Source organism: Pleomorphomonas oryzae DSM 16300 (assembly GCF_000422965.1).
In the GTDB taxonomy this organism is placed as follows: Bacteria; Pseudomonadota; Alphaproteobacteria; order Rhizobiales; family Pleomorphomonadaceae; genus Pleomorphomonas; species Pleomorphomonas oryzae.
In genome coordinates this window covers 289,459-310,073 of sequence record NZ_AUHB01000001.1, presented here as the reverse complement: position 1 = coordinate 310,073, position 20,615 = coordinate 289,459, and the positions used below count along the sequence as shown (strand labels likewise).

The 20,615-nt window shown below is 60.5% G+C and carries 22 protein-coding genes and 2 tRNA genes; 13 read left to right on the top strand and 11 right to left on the bottom strand.

The features are described from left to right. Window positions 1-119: 119 nt before the first annotated feature. Window positions 120-824: a class I SAM-dependent methyltransferase gene (locus tag G522_RS28735; protein WP_084632644.1), complete on the bottom strand. Its 705-nt coding sequence runs from the start codon at window positions 822-824 to the stop codon at window positions 120-122. Further along, window positions 799-1,734, bottom strand: coding sequence for a glycosyltransferase family 2 protein (locus G522_RS0101500; RefSeq protein WP_026789537.1), 936 nt, complete (start codon window positions 1,732-1,734; stop codon window positions 799-801). Before G522_RS0101500 ends, G522_RS28735 begins: the two co-directional genes overlap by 26 nt. A 556-nt stretch (window positions 1,735-2,290) precedes the next feature. Here G522_RS0101500 and rfbA point away from each other — a divergent pair. Genes rfbA through rfbB form a run of 3 tightly spaced genes read left to right on the top strand, consistent with a single transcriptional unit; the run spans window position 2,291 to window position 5,421 of the window. Then, a complete protein-coding gene (gene rfbA, locus G522_RS0101495) occupies window positions 2,291-3,178 on the top strand; it encodes a glucose-1-phosphate thymidylyltransferase RfbA (RefSeq protein ID WP_026789536.1) in 888 nt (295 codons plus the stop codon). Continuing rightward, window positions 3,175-4,311 (top strand): dTDP-4-amino-4,6-dideoxygalactose transaminase, encoded by a 1,137-nt coding sequence (rffA, locus tag G522_RS0101490; protein WP_084632643.1) that lies wholly within the window; start codon window positions 3,175-3,177, stop codon window positions 4,309-4,311. Before rfbA ends, rffA begins: the two co-directional genes overlap by 4 nt. A 21-nt stretch (window positions 4,312-4,332) precedes the next feature. After that, a complete protein-coding gene (rfbB, locus tag G522_RS0101485) occupies window positions 4,333-5,421 on the top strand; it encodes a dTDP-glucose 4,6-dehydratase (RefSeq protein WP_026789534.1) in 1,089 nt (362 codons plus the stop codon). A gap of 111 nt (window positions 5,422-5,532) precedes the next feature. Here the strand turns inward: rfbB and G522_RS0101480 are convergent. Next, window positions 5,533-5,608 (bottom strand) — tRNA-Asn (locus G522_RS0101480). A gap of 261 nt (window positions 5,609-5,869) precedes the next feature. On the opposite strand from G522_RS0101480, the gene G522_RS25040 reads away from it, so the two are divergent. Both G522_RS25040 and G522_RS25035 read left to right on the top strand, forming a co-directional pair. Next, entirely contained in the window at window positions 5,870-6,124 is a 255-nt protein-coding gene (locus G522_RS25040) for a PGPGW domain-containing protein (protein WP_036837567.1), read from the top strand. 444 nt (window positions 6,125-6,568) lie between these two features. Further along, the gene (locus tag G522_RS25035) at window positions 6,569-6,802 is read left to right on the top strand and encodes a hypothetical protein (protein ID WP_051228025.1); all 234 of its coding nucleotides are present in this window, start codon (window positions 6,569-6,571) and stop codon (window positions 6,800-6,802) included. A 43-nt stretch (window positions 6,803-6,845) separates the two neighbouring features. Here the strand turns inward: G522_RS25035 and G522_RS0101465 are convergent, their stop codons facing one another. Beyond that, window positions 6,846-8,333 (bottom strand): glycoside hydrolase family 1 protein, encoded by a 1,488-nt coding sequence (locus G522_RS0101465; protein WP_051228024.1) that lies wholly within the window; start codon window positions 8,331-8,333, stop codon window positions 6,846-6,848. Window positions 8,334-8,521: 188 nt separating this feature from the next. On the opposite strand from G522_RS0101465, the gene G522_RS0101460 reads away from it, so the two are divergent. Further along, window positions 8,522-8,595: transfer RNA gene (locus G522_RS0101460), tRNA-Cys, on the top strand. Between the two features lie 97 nt (window positions 8,596-8,692). Here the strand turns inward: G522_RS0101460 and G522_RS0101455 are convergent. Genes G522_RS0101455 through G522_RS0101435 form a run of 5 tightly spaced genes read right to left on the bottom strand, consistent with a single transcriptional unit; the run spans window position 8,693 to window position 13,433 of the window. Next, window positions 8,693-9,454 (bottom strand): SDR family NAD(P)-dependent oxidoreductase, encoded by a 762-nt coding sequence (locus tag G522_RS0101455; RefSeq protein WP_026789532.1) that lies wholly within the window; start codon window positions 9,452-9,454, stop codon window positions 8,693-8,695. Window positions 9,455-9,461: 7 nt separating this feature from the next. Further along, complete coding sequence (locus tag G522_RS0101450) at window positions 9,462-10,283, bottom strand: ABC transporter permease (RefSeq protein WP_026789531.1); 822 nt, start codon at window positions 10,281-10,283, stop codon at window positions 9,462-9,464. Further along, a complete protein-coding gene (locus G522_RS0101445) occupies window positions 10,283-11,143 on the bottom strand; it encodes an ABC transporter permease (RefSeq protein ID WP_425414038.1) in 861 nt (286 codons plus the stop codon). Before G522_RS0101445 ends, G522_RS0101450 begins: the two co-directional genes overlap by 1 nt. Window positions 11,144-11,156: 13 nt before the next feature. Further along, a complete protein-coding gene (locus G522_RS0101440) occupies window positions 11,157-12,320 on the bottom strand; it encodes a polyamine ABC transporter substrate-binding protein (protein WP_026789529.1) in 1,164 nt (387 codons plus the stop codon). 42 nt (window positions 12,321-12,362) lie between these two features. After that, a complete protein-coding gene (locus G522_RS0101435) occupies window positions 12,363-13,433 on the bottom strand; it encodes an ABC transporter ATP-binding protein (RefSeq protein ID WP_026789528.1) in 1,071 nt (356 codons plus the stop codon). A gap of 193 nt (window positions 13,434-13,626) precedes the next feature. Between G522_RS0101435 and G522_RS0101430 the strand changes: the two genes are divergently transcribed. From G522_RS0101430 to G522_RS0101410, 5 genes are all read left to right on the top strand, one after another. Further along, entirely contained in the window at window positions 13,627-14,427 is an 801-nt protein-coding gene (locus tag G522_RS0101430) for a helix-turn-helix transcriptional regulator (RefSeq protein WP_026789527.1), read from the top strand. Window positions 14,428-14,686: 259 nt separating this feature from the next. After that, entirely contained in the window at window positions 14,687-15,343 is a 657-nt protein-coding gene (locus G522_RS0101425; RefSeq protein WP_026789526.1) for a protein-L-isoaspartate O-methyltransferase family protein, read from the top strand. Between the two features lie 289 nt (window positions 15,344-15,632). Next, entirely contained in the window at window positions 15,633-17,045 is a 1,413-nt protein-coding gene (locus G522_RS0101420; RefSeq protein WP_026789525.1) for a TolC family outer membrane protein, read from the top strand. Between the two features lie 254 nt (window positions 17,046-17,299). Beyond that, window positions 17,300-17,974 (top strand): PopZ family protein, encoded by a 675-nt coding sequence (locus tag G522_RS0101415; RefSeq protein ID WP_026789524.1) that lies wholly within the window; start codon window positions 17,300-17,302, stop codon window positions 17,972-17,974. A 5-nt stretch (window positions 17,975-17,979) separates the two neighbouring features. Further along, window positions 17,980-18,312 (top strand): YnfA family protein, encoded by a 333-nt coding sequence (locus tag G522_RS0101410; protein ID WP_026789523.1) that lies wholly within the window; start codon window positions 17,980-17,982, stop codon window positions 18,310-18,312. A 6-nt stretch (window positions 18,313-18,318) separates the two neighbouring features. Here G522_RS0101410 and G522_RS0101405 read toward each other — a convergent pair whose 3' ends face one another. Then, window positions 18,319-18,585, bottom strand: coding sequence for a hypothetical protein (locus G522_RS0101405; protein WP_026789522.1), 267 nt, complete (start codon window positions 18,583-18,585; stop codon window positions 18,319-18,321). On the opposite strand from G522_RS0101405, the gene G522_RS0101400 reads away from it, so the two are divergent. Beyond that, complete coding sequence (locus G522_RS0101400; protein WP_169453449.1) at window positions 18,578-19,285, top strand: hypothetical protein; 708 nt, start codon at window positions 18,578-18,580, stop codon at window positions 19,283-19,285. The genes G522_RS0101405 and G522_RS0101400 overlap by 8 nt on opposite strands. An 84-nt stretch (window positions 19,286-19,369) precedes the next feature. Here G522_RS0101400 and G522_RS0101395 read toward each other — a convergent pair whose 3' ends face one another. Further along, the gene (locus G522_RS0101395) at window positions 19,370-20,275 is read right to left on the bottom strand and encodes a LysR substrate-binding domain-containing protein (protein ID WP_026789520.1); all 906 of its coding nucleotides are present in this window, start codon (window positions 20,273-20,275) and stop codon (window positions 19,370-19,372) included. 123 nt (window positions 20,276-20,398) lie between these two features. Here G522_RS0101395 and G522_RS0101390 point away from each other — a divergent pair, with 123 nt between their 5' ends. Next, a complete protein-coding gene (locus G522_RS0101390) occupies window positions 20,399-20,608 on the top strand; it encodes a hypothetical protein (protein WP_156886784.1) in 210 nt (69 codons plus the stop codon). The last annotated feature ends 7 nt before the right edge of the window (window positions 20,609-20,615 follow it).

Genomic DNA, 20,615 nt, shown 5'->3' with positions numbered 1-20,615 from the left:
GTCTGTGCCGGGCACGAATGCAAATAGGTGTCCGTTGGGGCACACCAAGCCATCGGGTCTCTCAGCCAAAGGGGCATGAGCACAATCGATCTCGGTGCAGCAGTAGGAGGAGTAACTGTTCATATACCTTGTCGCTTTTGACAAACAACCCAGAACAGGCGTTCGGTGACACCGAAGTAATCGTTGTCCGCGAAGCCGAATGAAAAACGCTCGAACCAAGGCGAAAGATACGCCTCGATCTGTCCACTACTAGAGAATGCATGAAGTCGATAGCCGTCGCGGTTGCCGTAAGGGTCGGCTTGAATGCGTAACGAGCCATCCTCCAATGGAATTGCGCCCTTGAAGATGTAAGACTCGCTGCTGGCGACGGAGGCCACCAGCCAAGCCCCCGGCTTCATCACTCTAGCATACTCCCTCATATTGTCGGCGAAAGCCTCCCCTTCATCGCAATAATAGCAGCAGTGGCAGGCCAGAACGTAGTCGAAGTAGTTGCTGTCAAATGGCATCCGGCTGTTGCGTCCGACCCGTAGGTCGGCTTGGTGGCCGAGTCTCGCCAAACGCTGCGCGGTCTGTTGTACGATGCCTTCAGTGATTTCAATGCCGCTCACCGCGTAGCCCTGGTCACATAGAAATACCGTGTTACGGCCATCACCAAAGGCGACATCGAGCACCCGCTCGCCAGCTTGTGGCTTGCGAAAATCCAATTTGGGGTACTTTGCAAGGAAGGTCCGTACGACAAATTCGGTTGGATAGACCCGGAGACCTGCGCGCTGAGCGTAAAACTGCTCATAGCTGTGATCAATGGATAGAGGTGGATTGGCCACGGATTGCCCTCACGATGAAAGATGGTCGCTGCTTGGTCTCGGAAAAGACCTTGGAGAGATAGATACCGATAATACCGACGAACGAAATGACCATGCCACCGAGCAGCCAGATGGAAACCATCACCGAGGTCCATCCATCCAAGGGGGTACCCAGCATCAGTTTTTGAAAAATAAGATAGCCTGCGTAGAACAGCGCAACCGCGAAGATGATCAGCCCGACATAGAAGATCAGCCTAAGTGGCGCTTCGCTGAAAGAGGTGATAGCGTCAGTGGCTCGCCCTATCTTTTTAGTGAGACTATAAGTGCTGGCACTGTGCGCGTGTTTTTTTACAGGCCGCGCGCATTGTTTGAAGCCCGTGATGACCCACAGGCAGGAAATTACCATTTCTCGCTCGCGGAATTGTAGAAGTGCGTCCACATACCGTCGCGACATCAGCCGTGCAGTGACGATGTCACGCGGATGGTCGATATTGGCAAGATAATTGAATAGAGAGTAATAGAGTTCGCCGCTCCAGCGCTCAAACCAATTACCCTTGCGGGTCTCCTGCACGCCGTAAACGACGTCCGCAGCCTCTTTGGTCATAGCCTGGGCAAAATCCGCCAGCCATTCCGGCTCCTCCTCCAAATCACTATCGATCAAAAAAATACGCTCGCCTTGCGCATAGGAGAGACCTGCGAGCATTGCTTTGTGGTGCCCAAAATTGCGAGACAAATCTACAACGACAACCCGAGAATCCTGCTCCGTAAGTTTGATGGCGAGATCCAAACTCTCGTCTGGCGATCCATCGTTGACGAGGACGATCTCGTAATCGTCTCCGACGAGGCGGTTTGCAGCGGCTGTCGCACGCTCGTGAAACTCGTTGATGTAGGAAGCCGATTTGTAGAGAGTTGCGACGATCGAAAGCTTCATGCCACATACCTCTGGTAGTTAGCTACGGATAGCCTCATAGATCGTCCAATCCATTGAAAGTATGAGTGTCATTCTCACTAAGGCAGAGTGGCTCGAGCCATGCAGCAATCTCTTCCAAGTGCGGCGCTCGATGCTATTTCCGCGCAACGGCTCTTCAATGTTTAACTGACCATCCGCTGCCGTCAATTTCCGATGGTGTTGCCCCCAGGATTTTCCTGAGTTCGTCCCGGCGTTGGTGAGGCGCTATCAGCTTCTAAGACAGGCGGATCTGGAATTCCAGCCTTGACTTACGAGTTCGCTGTAGGGTGACGCCGTCCTGTTCGCCTTGGAAAATTAGCCCGTAATTATCCACTTTCGTAGCCTGCCCAAAGGTTCACCACCGCGCCGCAAACCGGCACCTACCGACCACCAGTGCACTACTACCATTTGTATCTGGGGCTCAGTTAAATTGTAATCGGAAAAATGTTAGCGAACCTTGGTCGCCCCCTCACCAACGTGCCTGGATGAGCTATGCAGTTTGACTTGCCAAGATGCCGCCAATAGATCTGGATCGAAAATGAAAGCAATTCTTCTCGCCGGCGGTTCCGGTTCACGTCTCTACCCCCTCACGCAGGTGTCCAGCAAACAGCTGCAGGCCGTCTATGACAAGCCGATGGTCTACTATCCGCTGACGGTTCTGATCGCGTCCGGCATTCGGGAAATATGCCTCATTTCGACGCCGCAGGACCTGCCGCGCTATCAAAGCCTGCTGCGGGACGGCAGTCAGTGGGGTGTTTCGGTCGTGTATCGCGAGCAGGCGAAGCCTGAGGGGATCGCGCAGGCCTTTCTGATTGCCGCCGATTTTGTCGGCTCCGACGACGTAATCCTGATGCTGGGCGACAACATATTCTCCGGTGGCGACGACTTTCGGCGCGCGGTGACGGGTTTTATGGGCGGCGCCACGGTTTTCGCCTACCACGTCAAGGATCCAGAGCGTTATGGCGTGGTCGAGTTCGATCGGACCGGCAAGGCCATTTCCATCGAGGAAAAGCCCCTGGTTCCCAAGAGCAACTATGCCGTGCCCGGCGTATACGTCTACGACAACGGCGTTCTTGAAATCGCCAGGGACCTGAAGCCGTCGGCACGCGGCGAACTGGAGATTACCGACGTCAATCGGGAGTATCTCAAACGCGATAAGCTGCAGGTCTGGCGCCTGAGCCGCGGGTTTGCTTGGCTCGATGCCGGCACCAGCAGCGCGCTGCACGAGGCCTCCTCCTACATCGGCACCATCGAGAGGCGGCAGGGCGTGAAGATCGGCTGTCCGGAAGAAGCCGCTTTGGTGAGAGGGTTTCTCTCGATCGATGAATTCGAAGCCTTGATCGGGCACATGCCGCGGTGCGAATACAGCGAGTATTTGCGCGGCGTGGCTAGCGAGTGGCACAGGCTTCATGGGGAACAGCGGTGATCGAAAAGATACAGTTCAACAGGCCTTTCGTGACGGGCAGGGAACTCGACTACATTGCGGAAGCGGAACGTAACAATAAACTTTCCGGTGACGGGTCGTTCACGAAGCGCTGCCATGACTGGCTGACCCGCAAGAGCGGCTCCGAGAAGGCGCTGCTGACGCACTCGTGCACGGCAGCCCTGGAAATGTCTGCGTTGCTTCTGGACATCGAACCGGGCGACGAGATCATCATGCCGTCCTACACTTTCGTGTCGACGGCCAACGCCTTCGTTCTGCGCGGTGGCGTCCCGGTGTTCGTCGACATTCGGGAAGATACCCTGAATCTGGATGAGCGCCTGATCGAGAGCGCCATCACCGAACGCACGCGCGCCATCGTCCCTGTTCATTACGCGGGCGTCGCCTGTGAGATGGACACTATAATGGAAATTGCCAGGCGGCATGGCTTGAGGGTCGTGGAAGACGCCGCCCAAGGCATGATGGCGACCTACAAGGGCCGCGCGCTGGGTAGCATCGGCGACCTAGCCGCCTACAGCTTTCACGAGACCAAGAACGTGATTTCCGGCGAAGGCGGCGCACTTCTGGTGAACGATCCGGCATTGGTTCTGCGTGCCGAGATCATTCGCGAGAAAGGCACCGACCGCAGTCGTTTCTTCCGTGGCGAGGTGGACAAATATACCTGGCAGGAGGTCGGCTCCTCGTTCCTACCGAGTGAACTGATCGCCGCTTTCCTCTGGGCGCAGCTTGAGGAAGCCGAGCGCATCACCAGCGAACGGATGGCCATTTGGCAGAGATACCACACTCTTCTGGAGCCACTTGAGGCGCGGGGACCGCTGCGCCGACCCATCGTCCCAAATGAATGCCAGCATAACGCTCATATGTACTATGTCTTGCTCGACCGAACGATCGATCGGCAACACGTTCTCGATGAATTGAAGAGAAGCGATATTTTCTCCGTCTTTCATTATGTGCCCTTGCACTCCTCGCCTGCTGGACAACGATATGGCCGCGTCCAGGGGGAATTGGAGGTGACCGTGACACAATCGGAAAGGCTTGTGCGTTTGCCGTTATGGGTTGGCTTAACGCCCGGGCAGCAGGATCGCATTGCCAAAACTTTGACCGACACCGTCAGCTAACCCAATAAAGAGGTAAAGGGCGTGAAGATTCTAGTCACTGGCGGTGCCGGCTTTATCGGCTCGGCGGTCGTTCGCCATGTCATCCGGAATACCGGCAATTGGATCGTTAATGTCGATAAGCTGACCTACGCCGGAAATCTGGAAAATCTGCACGAGGTTGACAGCTCGGACCGCTATGCTTTCGAGCGGGTCGATATTTGCAACCGCGGCGAGCTGGAACGAGTCTTCGCGAAGCACTGTCCCGATGTCGTCATGCACTTGGCTGCGGAAAGCCATGTGGACCGTTCCATTGATGGCCCTGCGGCTTTCATCGAGACCAATATCGTTGGCACCTACACACTGCTCGAGGTAGCACGTAGTTACTGGCAGGAGCTAGACGGTCGGCGCAAGCGGGTCTTTCGCTTCCACCATATCTCCACCGATGAGGTCTACGGTGATCTGCCGCACCCCTCTGATGAGATCGATGCGGCATCCAGTCTCTTCACTGAGGCGAGTGCTTATGCCCCCAGCAGCCCCTACTCAGCCAGTAAGGCCAGCTCTGACCACTTGGTACGCGCTTGGATGCGCACCTATGGCCTGCCGATTCTCGTCACCAATTGCTCCAACAATTACGGCCCTTACCACTTCCCCGAAAAGCTGATTCCGTTGGTGATCCTCAACGCGCTGGACGGGAGGCCTCTGCCGGTCTACGGCAGCGGCGATCAGATAAGAGATTGGCTTTATGTTGAAGACCACGCGCGTGCGCTGCATAAAGTCATCACCGACGGCAAGCCTGGCGAGACCTACAACATCGGCGGCCACAACGAAAAACAAAATATCGAGGTCGTCCAAACCCTCTGTGATGTCCTTCAGAAACTTGCTCCTCCAAATGCCAGTCGGCCATTTAGAGAATACCGAGAACTCATCACATTCGTCCAGGATCGTCCGGGGCACGATCGTCGTTACGCCATTGATGCCAGCAAAATCCAACGGGACTTAGGCTGGAAGCCGATGGAAACGTTTGACTCGGGCATCCGGAAAACCGTGGAATGGTATCTCCGCAATCAGGACTGGTGTGAGCGAGCACTAAGCGGCCGATACCAACGCGAGCGGCTAGGCCGGGTTCGATAACCGATATTTCCTGAGGGGATTGACTAGCATTCACGGCGCTCTGACGAACGTCGTTCGTTCGCTCTGACGACGAAAATATAACCGCTTTGATCAAGCTGTTAGGGAAACCGATGGCTCCGCGAGTAGGACTCGAACCTACGACCCGGTGATTAACAGTCACCTGCTCTACCAACTGAGCTATCGCGGAACAGCTTCGGTGGCGGTGCGTATAACAAAGCTGCTCCGGTTTGCAAAGCCCCCTCGGCAAGGAAAATGCGCTAGCGGCACGAAAAGGCCGGAGAAGGTGGATATTCGGCAGCTAACAGCATGCGACAGAAAGACTTTTTCCGCTCGCCGGGCCAGTGTTTTCCCGCATCTGAAAGGCTGATCTTTGAAAGGCGACGGTTGCTTTCCTATCTGTCCGAGACCGGCTTTCCCGAGGGAACGCGGTGGATAGGAAAGGCGACCAATGCCGAAAGTGAACGTCTTTGGACGAAAGCTGCACCTGCCGCGTAGCCGACCGCTTCGGGTCACCATGGGCCTGGCCTTCGTCGCTATGGGACTTATTGGCTTCCTGCCCGTCGTCGGCTTTTGGATGATTCCAGTCGGTCTCGTCATTCTCTCGGTGGATTCGCCGCTGGCGCGTCGCCTCAGACGGCGTGCCGAGGTCTGGCTTCTGCGCCGCTATAACCGCTGGAAAAAGGGCGACGTCGAGTCCTCATAGACGAAAGGCGGAGCGCGTAAGCGGGGAGACCACCCATGAGGAATCAGTTCACGCGAATGTGCCTGACTTTGATATTTCGTTCCTGGAGCGGGGACTCCACTTGTGGCAGGTTGGATGCAGGACAAGCGCGATGAGGTCGCGATGTCGCCGGATACGACACTGAGCCGAATTGGACGGCGTCATATTTCGGTCGTTGTTGATCACTATCGGTTTGCCCCAGAGAGAAACGCTCTCTCGTTTTTGGGAAAGGAGGTCAAAATGACAAACATTTCGCACACGCAGATGGCGCGCACGAATGTATGCCGTTCGACGATCCTTCCCAATCATCTTGGCTCGAAACGCCAATGGCGAATGTGTCTCTGCTAAGCATCTGACACTTTTCAAGATAAACGTAATCGACAGGATGATGGTCTTGCTTAGGTGCTAGGCCAGGAGAGCTATACTATGTCCAAGCCAATCGTTATCGAAGTGGCCGGAAAGGCCGTTGCCGTCGCTGCTCCCGCCGGAGATCAGGTGCGTTTCGTTGCCGTCAAGTATGACGTCTGGGATCTCGACGGCGAGCTCTACAGCTCGGTTGACGAGGCCGAGCGGGCAGCGGCGCGTCACCTTGCCGGGCGGAGCGATGTGGGCCAGTCGTTTGACCGGGGCGGCTACCCCAATCTGGCGGTTGCCGTCTGAATGATGGCAATCCCGTCGATCGCCTCCTCACACAAAACGGCCGCTACCAGTCGAGCCGATTGGTGGCGGCTACCTGGCTGAACCACAGCCCGGAATCTTTGATCGTACGCTTCTGACTGCGGAAATCCGTGTAGATCAGGCCGTAACGCTCGGTGTGGCCCTCAGCCCACTGAAAATTGTCCAGTAATGTCCAAGCATGAAATGCTCGAACCTTTGCGCCGTCGGCAATCGCCCGGGCGAGTTCGGCGAGTACCTGCCTATACCATTCGATCCGCCTGAGATCAGGCACCGCACCACCTTCGTCCGGCGCGTCGAGATAACTGCAGCCGCTCTCGGTGATCTCGATGGGTAAACCGGCGTACTCCTGGGAAATCCGGGTCACGAGATCGTAGATGCCGCGCGGCCAAAGCTCCAACCCCGCCTCGGTAAGCGGTCCTTCCCTCGGCATTTCGGCGCTGAACCGGGTGTAGGGATCGCGGCCGCCAGGACCGCCGGATTCGATTTCGGTGCCGCTGAAGCTGCCGCCGCCGAAATGCTGCTCATGGCTGGCGTCGGAGATGATGCGACGCGTGTAGTAATGAAGGCCAATCCAGTCGAGCGGCGCTTTGAGGATGTCCTCGTCCCCCGGCCGGAAGCCCATCAGCGCCAGCGGTGCCTCGCCGACGAAGGCGTTCGGATAGCGACCGGTCATCGCCGCTTCCAGAAAGAACACGTTGTTCATGGCGTGGTAGCGCGCCGCCGCAGCCCGGTCCGCCTCGCTATCGGTCTTGGGATAGGCGGGCGCCATCTCGTAGGCGCTGCCAAAGCTGGCTTTGGGCGACGCTGCCTTGACGGCGCGATGCGCCTCACCCTGCGCAAGGCCCAGCGTATGTGCCGCCTTCAGGAAGTCCGTGAGGCTGGTGCGTTCCGGCGGAAAGGCGCCGGCGGCATATCCCATATAGGCAATGGCCCAGGGCATGTTGAACGGCGCCCATGTGGTGATGCGGTCGCCGAGATGCCTTGCCAGAATGCCCGCGTAATCGGCGAAATAGCCGGCGAGATCGCGATTCGGCCAGCCGCCGCGATCCTCGAGCGCCTGTGGCAGATCCCAATGATACATGGTGCACCAGGGGCGGATGCCGGCTTCGAGCAGAGCGTCGACCAGCCGACTGTAGTAATCGAGCCCCTTCATATTGGGCGTGCCGGTGCCATCGGGCTGGATGCGGGGCCAGGAAACGGAAAAGCGATAGCTTTTGAGATTGAGCGTCCTCATCAGCGCCACGTCTTCTTCGTAGCGATGATATTGGTCGCAGGCCACGTCGCCCGTCACCCCGCCGCGCACCTTGCCGTGCGTATGGGTGAATCGGTCCCAGATCGACTCGCCCTTGCCATCCTCGTTCCAGGCGCCTTCCACTTGATAAGCGGCCGTCGCGGCACCCCAGATGAAACCGTCGGGAAACCGCGCCTTGCGAGTATCCGCGTCCGGCACGGCACCAGGAACGCTGCTGGTTGGTGTGACGATCGTAGAGGCGTAGGGAGCAAGATGGTCCATGATCCATCCTTCCTATTGCGACGCGTAGACAAGCCGTCGAAGTTCCGTAAAAGAACTTATCGCTGGTTGTGGTGATTGTCACCCAAGGGCAGGCGATAAATGATGTCGAAGGTGTTCGGTGCGATGCATTTTCACCGGTTGCCCCCTTGTCTACACCGCTGCGCTCGCTTATGAAGCCTTCCCCATGGGGCCACGTGGCGGAGTGGTTACGCAGCGGATTGCAAATCCGTGTACGGGGGTTCGATTCCCTCCGTGGCCTCCAGTTTTTTCCCTCGTTCCACCAAGCCGTCCCTGCGTCTCTCTGGGATGGAAGCGCCTGTGTTTCAGGCTTTTGGGCCTGGATCTCTCTTCGGGTGTCATCAAACGACGGTTTCGCCGCCGTCGACCACCAGGATCTGACCGGTCATGTAGGATGAGCGGTCGGAGACCAGGAACAGGATCGGCTCAGCGATTTCTTCGACTGAGGCCCAGCGGCCGAGCGGCACCTGGTTGGCCACGTAGCTTTCGATAGCCGTGCGGCCGCCCATCTGGGCGATGAAGGGCTCGTTGAACGGCGTATCCACCCAGCCGGGGCAGATGGCATTGATGCGGATGCCAAACCTAGCGTAGTCGCCAGCCATTTGCCGGGTCATAGCGATCACCGCATGCTTGCTGGTGGTGTAGGCCACCATCTCGCGGTCGTAGAGCACGCCCGAGCTTGAGGAGGTGTTGAGGATGACACCTCTTCCTTGCCTGCGCATGATCGGCAGCGCATGGCGGATCCCCATGAAAATGGCTCGGACGTTGAGCGACCAGGAGCGATCGAAGCCGGCGACCTCGACACTCTCCGCCGTGCCGGCGACCTGGGCGCCGGCATGATTGTGCAGGATGTCGAGCCGGCCGTGGCGCTCGGCGACGGTGGCGATCGCCCGGCCGAGAGCCTCGTCGTCGGTGACGTCGACGACATGAGCCTCCGCTCTACCGCTGGCCTGCTCAATCATGTCGACGGTGGCCAAGGCGCCTTTGGGATCGCGGTCGAAGACGGCGACGATGGCGCCTTCACGGGCCATGATGGCGGCGCCGGCGCGACCGATGCCCGACCCCGCCCCGGTGACGATGGCGACGCGGTTCTTGAGAATCATGCGGGGTTCACTCCGAAGGAACGGGGCTTGGTCGGTCGCGCATCAAAAAGCGGGACAACAGGATCAGCAGCAGCGAGGCGGTCAGAACCAGCGTGGCGATGGCGTTGATCTCCGGCGTCACGCCGCGGCGAACGGAGGCGAAGATGTAGATCGGCAACGTGGTCTTCGAGCCGCAAACGAAGAAGGCGATGATGAAGTCGTCGAAGGAAAAGGTGAAAGCCAGGAGGAAGCCCGAGAGGATCGCCGGAAAGATCTGCGGCAGGACGATGAGGCGGAAGGTGTTGAAGGGCGTGGCATAGAGATCGGCCGAGGCCTCGACGATGTCGCGGCCGAGCGTGGCGATGCGAGCGCGGACGATCATGGTGACCAGCGCCATGGAGAACAGTCCGTGTGCGGCGATGATCGAACCGTAACCGAAGCCGAACTGCGGCGGGCTGTCAGTGGGCCAGAGGGCGGCGACGATCGGATTGAGCAGCGCGAACAGCTGCACCAGCGCCACCAGCGTGGCGATGCCGATGACGACCCCCGGCACGACAATGGCGGCGGCCAGGAGACCGTCGAACAGCATCCGCCCGCGCTTGCCGAGGCGTTCAAGCCCCATGGCGGCCATGGTGCCGTAGATGGCGGCAAGACCCGCCGAGATGAAGGCCACCATCAGGCTGTTTTCGAGCGCCTGCATCAGGAAGGTGTTGGACAGCGCCTTGCCGTACCACGCGGTGGAAAAGCCGGTGAAATCGGAGGCGTTGCGTCCGGCGTTGAACGACAGGAGCACCACCAGGGCGATCGGCGCGTAGAGGAACAGATAGACGGCGGTGATGAAGGCGCGCATCAGACGAGATCCACCTGACGGGTACCGGCAAAGCGCCAGGCAAGGCGCATGGCCAGCGTGATGATCAGGACGACGACGGAAACCAGCGTGACCGCGATGGCCGAGCCATAGGGCCAGTTGCGCGATTGGAGGAACAGGTCGACCAACGCGTTGCCGATGAAGAACACCTTGCCGCCGCCGAGCAGCTGCGGGATCAGATATTCGCCGAGCAGCAGGATGGTGACCAGCGCCACGCCGGTGGCGACGCCGGGCAGCGACAAAGGCAGCGTGACATTGAAGAAGCTGCGCACCGGCGAGGCGCCGAGGTCGGCTGAGGCCTCGAGGAGGCGGCAGTCGAGCTTTTCGAGGCTGACATAGATCGGCATGATCATCAGTGGCAGGTAACCGTAGACGATGCCGAGCAGCACGGCGCCGGGCGTGTTGAGAAGGCGCACGTCCGGCAGGCCGATCAGGGCGAGAAGATTGGGTAGGCCACGAGCGCCGAGGATGAAGATCCAGGCGTAGGTGCGTACCAAGAGGCTGGTCCAGAAGGGCACCACCACCAGCGACACCAGCAGCATGCGATAGCGCGCCGGCGCCTTGATCGCCAGGTAATAGGCCGTAGGGTAGGCGACCAGCAGGCAGAAGAAAGCCCCGACAGGTGCCAGAATCATGGTGTTCCAGAAGGCCGTGGCGCGCGCCGGCAGGTTCATGAACTGCGCGAAGGTGAAGGCGGCTTGATAGCCGCCCTCCGGGGCTCGTTCACCCACCGAGAACACCAGGATGGCGATGAAGGGCAAAACCAGGAAAAGGGAGAGCCAGGCCGCGGACGGCCCGATCAGCAGCGCCGTCACAAGGCGTTTCCGGGTTGCGATCGTCATCGCCATATCAGCCTCATGCCGCCTTGAAGCGCGCCATCAGTTCGGCGCGGTTGGGGTCGGTCAGGGTGATAGCGGCGCCGAATTCCAGCGGCGTCAGCGCGGCTTCGTCCGGATAGACGATCTTGTTCGAGGTAACATCGGCCGGCAGCATCGCCAGCACGCGGCTGTCGGTGGTTGGCGCGCCGTTGGCGATGTGCTCCTTGACGGCATTTTCCGGCGTCATCAGGTAGTTGAGCAGCGCGTAGCCGGCCGGCTTGTTGGCGGCGCTCTTCGGGATGGCGTAGAAATCGGTCCAGATCTCGCCGCCGTCCTTGCCGAGCACGTAGATGATCTCCGGCATGTCGCGGGCGAGTTGGGCGCCATCATTGGTCCAGCACATGGTCATCCACGCATCGGTGGAGCGCATGGCCGGCTGGTAGTCCGAGTTGATGCCATAGAGGTGAGGCTTGAGCTTGATCAGCAGTTCCTCGGCCTTGGCCAGTTCGTCGCTCTTGATCGAATTGAAGGAATAGCCCAGCGATACCAGCGCGCTGCCGATGGTGGTCAGTTGATAGTCGTGCACCATGGCGCGGCCGTCGGCCTCGGTCATCGCCACTTCAAAATACTGCTTCCAGCTGGAAATCGGTGTCTTCACCTTGGCGGTGTTGATCGACATACCCGTGGTGCCCCAGTTCTTGGGAAGCGCATAGGTGACGCCGTCGACCGTGCCTTCGTGGGTGAAGCGTGGCGATTCCGTGGCGGCCGAGAAGGCCGAGAGCTTGCTCATGTCGAGCGGGTCGATCAGCTTCAGCTTGGCATAGGTGGAGATGGTGTAGTTGGTCGGCACGAACAGGTCCCAGCCTGTACCGCCGGCCTGGAGCTTGGCCAGCATTTCCTCGTTGGAGCCGAAAACGTTGACCTCGACGGCAACGCCCGTCGCCTTGGTGAAGTTCTCGAAGGTGGCAGGGTCGTGGTAGTTGGGCCAGGTGGCGAGCGACATCTGGGTGCCCAAGTTGCCGGCGAAGGCTTCGGCGTTGAAGGCGCCCGGCAGGCCACGGCTCATGACCGATGCCGCAAGGCCGAGGCCAGTGACACCGAGGAAATGCCGCCGGGTCACCGAACCGCGCTTGAAGCGCATGAACTCGTCGGTCAGCGCGCTGGCAGTGATGGGCAGGTTGTCTTTGTAGCTTTTCGACATGACACCGGTTCCCCTTATGGTTTGTTCGTGTCTGCAGAAGTCTCAGGCTGGGTAAAGACGAAGGGCCTCGGGGTTGTAGCCAATCGAAACCGCTTCCCCCGGTTCGATCAGGTCGTTGGCATCGAGGCCGTGGCGGTTGGTGGAGATCAGGAATTCGCCGACGCCGGGAACGGCAACCGAATATTCGGCGAGCGAGCCGAGGAAGATGCGATGGGTGACCTCACCGACGAGAGGCCCGCCCGATGCGCCCGAGCGGGCGATCCGCATGGCTTCCGGCCTCAGGGCCAACACGGCTTGGCCGCGCTCCGGGCCGGCAAAGGGAAGAGTTGCGCCGTTGCCGAGACGCAGCAGGCCGGGCTCGGCGGTAACGGTCATCTTGTTGGTCTTGCCGACGAAATCGGCGACGAACAGATCGGCCGGCCGGTCGTAGACCTCCTGCGGGCGGGCGAACTGACGGATCCGCCCGGCGCTCATGACGCAGACGAGGTCGCTCATCGACAGCGCCTCTTCCTGGTCGTGGGTGACCAAGAGGAAGGTGATGCCGAGGTCGCGCTGCAGGCTTTGCAGCTCCATCTGCATGTCGGTTCTGAGCTTGCGGTCGAGCGCGGCGAGCGGTTCGTCGAGCAGCAGCACCTTCGGCTTGTTGACGATGGCGCGCGCTAGCGCGACGCGCTGCTGCTGGCCGCCCGACAATTCGTGGATCCGCCGCCGCCCGAAACCCGTGAGACGAACCATTTCCAGCGCGGCGCCGACGCGCTTGCCAATCTCGGCAGAGGCGATGCGCGGCCGTTGCTGGCGCAGGCCGTAGGCAACGTTGTTCTCAACGTCGAGATGCGGGAACAGCGCATAGTGCTGGAACACCATGTTGACCGGCCGCCGATAGGCAGGCAGGTCGTTCACCCTGATATCACCGATGAAGACGTCGCCTTCGCTTGGCTGCTCGAAGCCGCCGATCATGCGCAGGCAGGTGGTCTTGCCACAGCCCGATGGGCCAAGCAGCGCGACGAACGCGCCCTTGGGCACGGCAAGGTTGATGTCGGTGACGGCCGTGACGTCGCCATAGCGTTTGGTCACCGACCGAAATTCAATGTCATGAATATCGGAAGCGGACACAGTTGATCCCTGCGGTTTGGACGGAGGCGGGCCTTTTGGCCTCTGTACTCCATCAACCTCAGGGGTAGCGTCCCAGGAACTTCGCCCAAGGTATATACCACAAAAGGGGTATTTTCGGAAAAGCTGCGGGGATCGAGGAGTATATCGTCCCAGGCGCATGAATCGGGCTTTGGGCTCTATCAGGGGGTAGATGGTGGCTATTGACGTGAAGGCCCTTTTCGCCAGCCTGATGCCCCTGGTCGAGCGGCGGCCGATGTCGGAACGCGAAACGGGCTCGGTCTTTCGCAGCCTGATGAAATCGCTGGTGCATTTCGACAATGCGGTGGGCTTTGCCTACCGGGGCGAGGAGCGTCCTGTCGATTTCTACGACACCTTCAACGCCGAAAAATACGAGGTGCACGTCACCATCTATCAGGCCGGCGCCTTCTTGCTCGATCCGTTCTATCATGCCACCCGGGCAGGCCGTTCGGGCTTCTTCCGCATGCGCGAGCTGGCACCCGATCGCTTCTTTGTCAGCGAATACTACCGCACCTATTATGGAGAGACCCGGCTGGCCGAAGAGGTGGGTTTTTTCGTGCCGCTGACCGCCGGCGTGGGCGCGGTCTTGTCGTTGATGCGGCTGGAACGGAGCGGCGAATTCTCGCCCGCCGAAATCGAGATCCTCCGGGCCGCCGCCCCGCTGGTGCTGGCGCTGGTGCGGACAGGCCTCGGCGACATGAGCGGCCGCTTTGCCGGCGCCCCGGCCGAGCCGACCACGCCGCGCAATGGCGGCGGCGCAGCTTACAGCGTCTGGGAGCGGCTCGGCCTTACCCTGCGCGAGGCGGCCATCGTCGACTTGGTGCTTCAGGGGCATTCGTCCGAGGCGATCGGCCTCCGACTCGGCATTTCCACCGGGACGGTGAAGGTTCACCGTCGCAACGTTTATCGCAAGCTCGACATTTCCTCGCAAACTCAACTGCTGTCGCTCTATCTCGATAATTTCTCACGGGTATGAGCCGATCATCGGCACAACATGACGCCTGGCGGTGCGGCTAAAGGTCGGTCCGGGGTTTAGTCGCGCATCGCGCCGGGACGCTAGGTGCGGTTAATCCAGGTTTTTGACCAGCTTGGCTTCCATGGTGGGTGGTCGGGTGGAATGCAGGTGTGCGAGCTTTATCCATCACTCCGCAAAGCTGCGTAGAAGCCCTTGTTTCGGAGGAGGGGGGCGGCTATTGGAGGAGCCGGAAGAGAATTGCGGCAGGGGACTTGGATCCATGGTCGATTTTCCGGCGTTGCGCACCAAGATGGTCGATGGTCAGGTAAGGCCCAACGACGTCACCGATCTACGCATCATCGATGCGATGGGCGAGGTGGCGCGTGAGGATTTTGCTCCCGAAGACCAAAAGACGCTCGCCTATCTCGATCGCGACCTGCCGCTCGGCAATGGTCGCGCGGCCCGCGTTCTGATCCAGCCGATGGTTCTGGCCCGGCTGTTGCAGTTTGCCAACGTCAAACCGACCGACAAGGTGTTGGAAGTCGGCACTGCCTCGGGTTACGGTGCCGCCGTGCTGGCCCGCCTCGCCGGGTCGGTCGTTGCTCTGGAACAGGATCAGGATCTGGCGGCGATCGCTCGCAGGCAGCTTGCCGGCCTTGCCAATGTCGCTGTCGTCGAGGCCTCGCTCAGCAAGGGTGCCGCGGACGCCGCGCCGTTCGACGTCATCATCTTCAACGGTGCCGTTGCCACATTCCCGGACACCATCGCCGGCCAGCTTGCCAAGGGTGGACGCCTGCTCCTCGTCGAGGAGGGCGGCAGCGCCCCTTGGGCCAAGCTCTATACACGTGGCGATGCCGGTGTTTCTGGCCGTCCCCTGTTCAATGCGTCGGTCCCGATACTCCCGGGATTTCAGGCGATCGAGACTTTCGCCTTCTAATTTCGCATTGTAGCGGTACGCATTACACGACTGTACCGTCCGCCAGCGTTAAGCTGCGTGGCTGGTCTTGTTTGGCCATTGTGATTTCTGTGCATCGATTTGACTGAATTCGCCGCCGTACCGCCGGCCGCGCTTTCGTTCGTCTGCTCATCGGCTATAGTCCGTCGCCGTACGATTAACGTTTTCTTAGGAAATGTGGCGATCTCACGGCTTTCTCGCGAAGGCGTGATAAGACCAAGCTCCATTCGTTGGCTATATGGCGCTGGTAGCGATGAACATGAGGTGTGTCGTGGCGTTCCGTCCCTCTCTATACCTTTCGGCCGCCTTCGGCCTTCTTGTTGCCGTATCTGGCGTCGCTTCGGCGGAAACCATGCAGGAGGCGATGTCGGCGGCTTATGCCAACAATCCCTCGCTCAATGCGGCACGCGCAGGGACGCGAGCTGTCGACGAGAACGTGCCGCAGGCGCTGGCCGGCTATCGGCCGACCATCAATGGCCAGGTTTCGGCCGGTATTACCGCTACCGACACCCGTTTTCGCTCCAGCGGTGCCACGAATTGGGCCAGCACCTATACCGATACCGGCGCCGTCCAGGGACAGATCCAGATTGTCCAGCCGCTCTACATGGGGGGGCGGATCGACAATGGCGTCAAAAAGGCGGAATCATCCGTAAAGGCATCGCGTGAGCAGTTGCGCAATACCGAGCAGTCGACCCTGCTTGATACCGCTTCCGCCTACATGAACGTTATCCTGTCGGGGCAGGTCCTGGAGCTTCGCCAGTCCAACGTTGCCTTCCTGCAGGAACAGGTGCGCGCTGCCAACGACCGCTTCTCGGTCGGCGAGGGTACGCGGACGGATGTCTCCCAAGCCCAGGCGGCGCTGGCCGCGGCGACGTCGGCCGTCAGCTCGGCGCAGGCTGACCTGATGACCGCGCGGGCCAACTACGTCAAGGTGGTGGGGCATGAGCCGAAGGGGTTGCGCTCGCCCGGCCCGATTACCAAGCTTTTGCCGGCCAAACTGTCGGCTGCCATCGACGCGTCGCGCACCGAACATCCCATGATCCGTGCGGCGATCTACAATGCCGATACCGCTTCCTATAACGTGGAGATCGAAGAAGGCGCGCTGCTGCCGAGCTTCGTGTTGCAAGGCACGGTTAGCAGCAGTTTCGCTGGTAATACGACGAACAGCGCCACAACTCCCGATCGGGCGCGGACGCTTGAGGGCTCCGTCGCGGCCGTCCTATCCATCCCGATCTATCAGGGTGGTGGCGAGTACGCCACCGTCCGCCAGGCCAAGGAAGAACTCGGCCAGGCCAAGCTGCAGATCGACGTCGCGCGCATGTCGGTCGATGCCTCGCTCACTCAGGCCTGGAGCACGCTCGAATCGGCGAAAGCTCAGATCGTCGCCGCCCAGGCATCAGTGAAGGCAAGCCAACTGGCTCTGGAGGGTGTTGTCGAGGAGCAGAAGGTGGGACAGCGGACGACGCTCGATGTTCTGAATTCCCAGAGCACTCTCATCGATGCTCGTCTGTCCGAGGTTGGCGCCCAGGCCCAGTTCGTCGTGGCCAGCTATAGCGTCGCCGCTGCCATGGGGCGCCTCGACCGCGAAAGACTTGGTCTCAAGGTCGCTGCCTACCAGCCTGAGCATCATTACGAGCAGGTTCGGGATAAGTGGATCGGCCTCCGCACGCCGGACGGTCGCTGATCTTTCAATGGGGCGCCGGGGATAACCATCGGATTTCCGGCGCAAACCATTTTCTACAGCGTTAACTAATCTATACTTCGGAGGTCGAATCAGGCTTTTCGCTGGTGGTTGCCGGTGGTCGACGCGTATGCAGGCGTTGGGTCTTGCCGCCAAACGGTGGTCTGAACCGGTGAGACGTCGTAGGTGCCGCGTGGAAACTGGCCTTGATCGATAGTGTAGCAGTTGGTGGGGCAACCCACTCGGAGTAGAGACCAATGGCCAAGGCAGCTGCGTCCGCCGAACCTTCAATGGAAGAGATCCTGGCTTCCATCAGGCGGATCATTGCCGACGAACCCGACGGCAAGGAAGCAGCTGCGCCCAAGGCTGCTCCGGCCAAGGCGGCTGCTCCCAAACCGGAGGTCGAAACCATGGCCGAGCCGGCGCTCGAGGACGAGCACATTTCCGAGGAAGATCTCGACAAGCTGTTCGCCCAATCCGGCGACGACGAGGACGAACCGGAGATGGACGTCGACGACGCCGACGATGGGGATGAGCCGGAAGTGCTCGACCTCGCGGATGTCGCCACCGTCGATGAGGCAGAGCCGCTGGAACTGGTGGAAGGGCTGAAGGACGACGAAGCCGAGGTCGCCTTCGCCGCGCCGGAACCACCACCGCGCCGCGCCGAACCTCCGAAAGCGGAAGCGCGGGCCCGTCCGGCGCCTGAGCCGGAGATGGACGAGCCGCTGGTCTCCGCTGCTGCCAGCGCCACTGTCCAGTCCGCCTTCGGCCAGTTGAGCCATACCGTGCTCGCCGCCAACGGACGGACGCTTGACGATCTCGTCAAGGAAATGCTGCGACCGATGCTGCATGCTTGGCTGGATGAAAATCTTCCGGTGATCGTGGAGCGGCTGGTGCGGGCCGAGATCGAACGCGTTTCGCGTGGACGCTGAGCGGCGTGAGATCGATCCTATTCCAAATCGTCGCTGCCTTTTTTGAAATCACCGGCTGCTTCGCCTTCTGGGCGTGGTTGCGCCTTGGCCAGTCCGCTTTGTGGGTGCTGCCGGGTGCGGTGTCGTTGGTGGCGTTTGCGCTTGTGCTGACACGGGTCGATAGTGCCGCTGCCGGTCGTGCTTTTGCCGCCTATGGCGGCGTTTACATCACCGCCTCGCTTGTCTGGCTATGGACCGTGGAGCGGCAGACGCCGGACCGCTGGGACATCGCCGGAGCGGCGATTTGCCTCATTGGCGCGGCAGTCATTCTCCTCGGGCCGCGGGCGACGGCTGGGTGAGCTTCCTCAGGCCGCGACGCCGGCCGAACTCATGACGGAGGCGCTGTTGGCGACGCTCGCATAGAGGTTGCTGACCGTCTGGGACAAGCTGGCACTGGTCGCTCCGCTATTGCCCGCGCCTGAAGTGTAGGGCTGGTTGGCGGAGGATGTGTCCGATCCAGAGGCCGACTGCCCTTGGCCACCGGTCGTCGTCACACTCGTCGAGCCATCGGAATAGGTCACGGTAATCGTTGTGCTTCCATCTGGGTTGTCGAGGTAAGTGGTGTTGACCACTTCCTTGCTTTCGCTGGTACCAGAGGCGGCCGACGCGCTGTCGGAAGATGATGTTTCGTCAGACACCGAGCTGCTGTCGTCGGTTGAACTGGTTGATGTGGTCGACGCGGTCGACGTTGTTGAAGTGGTCGAATCGGTCGAGCTTGCAGCCGAGGCATCGCTGCTGGAGTCATTTGCTGCCGACGTCATTTGCGGTGGCGGCGGGGGAGGCGGAGCCATGCCGGTGCCGGTCGTTTTACCCGAGGTCGTATCTCCCGACGTGCCAGCCGTCGAGGTGCCAGACGACGAGCTATCCGATGGCGGCGGAGGCGGCGGTGGGGCCATGGCCGCATTGGTCGCTTCACCAGAAGCATCGGATCCCGTCGTATCGCTTGTCGAGGTGGAGGACGACGTATCCGACGGCGGTGGTGGCGGCGGTTGCATCGAGGCCGTATCCGTTCCGCCCATTTGCTCCTGCAGAGACAGCAGCGCCGACTGCATGCCGCTGCCAAGCGATGAGAAAGCGCTGCCCGACGACACCGTGCTGGATGTCGAACTGCTGCTTTGCCCTTCGGAAGAGGGCGGCGCGAAGGCGGTGGCAGCCGACGTCCCCTTGCTGCTCGACGATCCGAAAAGGGCGGCAAGGCTGCCGGTATTGCTGGTCAAGGCGGAAAGGGACGACATCTGCTGCCTCCGGGAAAAACTCCCTCTGCAGCTTTAGACGTGGCATTTTGCGAAACCAGGCGCGGAATTCTTGGGAAAATAAGGTTAACGGAGCAGGCTATTCTGTTAACGAAGTCGACCGTTATAGCGGATGCGCCTCAATGTCCTTCAGTAGCCAGTCGCGAAAGGCGCGGATCTTCGGCTGGCTGCGCCGGTTTTCCGGATAGACCATCCAGTAGGCGGACCCGTCGCTGGCGACGAGGTCGAACGGCATGATCAACCGACCATTGGCCAGTTCCTCGCGATAGAAGGCCGGCGTCAGGATGGCGACGCCGTGACCGGCGATGGCCGAGCTCGCTTCCAACGCCTGCGATCCGAACAGATTTCGCGGCCGTCCCTCAAGGTCGGCGTCGGGTATGCCGGCGGCATCGAACCAGCGCCGCCACCAGGGATCGCCGGGATCGATAAGCTTGCATTTGAGAAGGTCGCGCGGGCTGTCGAGTGGCTTGACCCATTCAAGCAGGGATGGGCTGAGCATCGGCGCAAAGTCGAGGTCCATGATGTGGTGAGTGACGAGGCCTGGCCATTCGCCCTTGCCGCCTCTGCCGGCGCGAATGGCCACGTCACCCGGATCGCGGTTGAAATCCATCACGGTCGTGTCGGTGATAAGCCGCACGGCAATATGCGGGTCGCCGAGTTGGAAATTGCCGATACGCCGGGCGAGCCAGTGGGCGGCGAACGTCGGCGTGGTGTTGATGACGAGCAGTTCATCGGCCGCCGTTCGGGCCGCCGACATCGCTTCGTCAAGAAGCGCGAAGGCTTCGCTCACTTTGGGTTTCAAACGCTCCCCGGCCTCGGTCAACTCGATACGGCGTGGCAGCCGGCGAAATAGCAACTCGCCCAACACACCTTCCAGGAGCTTTACCTGATAGCTCACCGCCGTTTGCGTCATGCCGAGCTCCTCGCCCGCACGGGTGAAGCTCATCAGGCGCGACACTGCCTCGAACACCCGGAGCGCGTTGAGCGGTATCTGTCGGCTCAGCTTCATGCATAAGCTCTCTTTATGGGTGGAGACGAAGGTTCGATTGGAAACGTTCGCCTTTTGGGCAGAGATTGCTCTCACCGCATCAACGGATCAAGGGATATGACAATGACTTGCGTGGATCAAACCATGATCCGGCGCGGCCGCTGGCGCGCCGTGGTCCTCCCGGCTTTTGCCGCGTTTGTCGGCAGCTTCGCCCTCCGCTCCCGGCGACGCGAAGGGAAGGTCGGAGAGCTCAACGACTACATGCTGCGCGACATCGGCTTTCTCGATGGCCGCCAGACCGAGGCTGCAATGCGGCGGGCGGCCGAGCAGCTTGACGGAATAGAGCGGTTTTGACGATCGG

Excerpts from the sequence above, each read along its gene's own strand:
- G522_RS0101395 (WP_026789520.1), bottom strand. The coding sequence starts at position 20,275 with ATGAAGCTGAGCCGACAGATACCGCTCAACGCGCTCCGGGTGTTCGAG.
- G522_RS0101450 (WP_026789531.1), bottom strand. The coding sequence starts at position 10,283 with ATGCGCGCCTTCATCACCGCCGTCTATCTGTTCCTCTACGCGCCGATC.
- G522_RS0101440 (WP_026789529.1), bottom strand. The coding sequence starts at position 12,320 with ATGTCGAAAAGCTACAAAGACAACCTGCCCATCACTGCCAGCGCGCTG.
- G522_RS25040 (WP_036837567.1), top strand. The coding sequence starts at position 5,870 with ATGCCGAAAGTGAACGTCTTTGGACGAAAGCTGCACCTGCCGCGTAGC.
- rfbA (WP_026789536.1), top strand. The coding sequence starts at position 2,291 with ATGAAAGCAATTCTTCTCGCCGGCGGTTCCGGTTCACGTCTCTACCCC.
- G522_RS0101465 (WP_051228024.1), bottom strand. The coding sequence starts at position 8,333 with ATGGACCATCTTGCTCCCTACGCCTCTACGATCGTCACACCAACCAGC.
- G522_RS0101445 (WP_425414038.1), bottom strand. The coding sequence starts at position 11,143 with ATGACGATCGCAACCCGGAAACGCCTTGTGACGGCGCTGCTGATCGGG.
- G522_RS0101425 (WP_026789526.1), top strand. The coding sequence starts at position 14,687 with ATGGTCGATTTTCCGGCGTTGCGCACCAAGATGGTCGATGGTCAGGTA.
- G522_RS0101390 (WP_156886784.1), top strand. The coding sequence starts at position 20,399 with ATGATCCGGCGCGGCCGCTGGCGCGCCGTGGTCCTCCCGGCTTTTGCC.
- G522_RS0101500 (WP_026789537.1), bottom strand. The coding sequence starts at position 1,734 with ATGAAGCTTTCGATCGTCGCAACTCTCTACAAATCGGCTTCCTACATC.
- G522_RS0101455 (WP_026789532.1), bottom strand. The coding sequence starts at position 9,454 with ATGATTCTCAAGAACCGCGTCGCCATCGTCACCGGGGCGGGGTCGGGC.
- G522_RS25035 (WP_051228025.1), top strand. The coding sequence starts at position 6,569 with ATGTCCAAGCCAATCGTTATCGAAGTGGCCGGAAAGGCCGTTGCCGTC.
- G522_RS0101415 (WP_026789524.1), top strand. The coding sequence starts at position 17,300 with ATGGCCAAGGCAGCTGCGTCCGCCGAACCTTCAATGGAAGAGATCCTG.